Origin of the sequence: Cryomorpha ignava, assembly GCF_010686655.1 — a bacterium.
In the GTDB taxonomy this organism is placed as follows: Bacteria; Bacteroidota; Bacteroidia; order Flavobacteriales_D; family Cryomorphaceae; genus Cryomorpha; species Cryomorpha ignava.
This window is the reverse complement of sequence record NZ_JAAGVY010000142.1, coordinates 1-730: the sequence shown is the minus strand read 5'-3', so window position 1 is coordinate 730 and position 730 is coordinate 1. Positions and strand designations below refer to the sequence as shown.

At 34.2% G+C, this 730-nt stretch carries 1 protein-coding gene; it reads left to right on the top strand.

Annotation, left to right across the window (positions count from 1 at the left end):
• Positions 1-129 precede the first annotated feature (129 nt).
• Positions 130-693 carry a hypothetical protein gene (locus G3O08_RS20790; protein WP_163287363.1) on the top strand — a complete coding sequence of 188 codons (564 nt, stop codon included), beginning with the start codon at positions 130-132 and terminating at the stop codon, positions 691-693.
• Positions 694-730 lie beyond the last annotated feature (37 nt).

Genomic DNA, 730 nt, shown 5'->3' with positions numbered 1-730 from the left:
ATACGGTGCACGATCATGCAGAATGGCTGCGGCAATATGACCTATTTGCGATCCGTATTTTAGACGGTTAACTCTGATATCATTTTCCAAAATATTACAATCTTTAAATCACATCTAAACTCATTAAATATGAAAAATATTCTAAAAATAACATTATTAACCATCAGCATTTTGACACTGTCACAATGCAAAGACGATGAAGACAAACCAGACGAGCCGGATTATGGTGTAGAATACTTTAAATGCAAAGTGAATGGAGTGGAGTTTGATGCTCAATCAACATTTTCTTGCGATGGACGGCATTTCCATTATTATCCTGAAGCATATTTAAGCACACCTGCCAAATATATGGTTTTTGGAGGGCGTAACTGCTCTGAATTTTCGAACATTAGCATAAGGATTAATGGTATGGAGCATTCAACTGGAACACTTAATTTTCTCAATCCAGCTTTTGCAGATTCTATATTTCCATTTTATAAATATGTAAACCTTGAAGATAGTGTAATCTTTTTAGTTGAGAACTTAATTGATGGTGAAATGAATATTGAGCAATTCATTCCAAGAGCCGATGGCAGCAGTCCTTATGGTACGATTAAGGGGACTTTTAATTTCACGGTTACCGATGAAAATGCTGTAGATACTTTCAGGATTACTGATGGTCAGTTTAGATTTGATGTTCCCCAAATATTCTAATTTTATTAACCAAAAAACCAATTATTATGAAAACCAA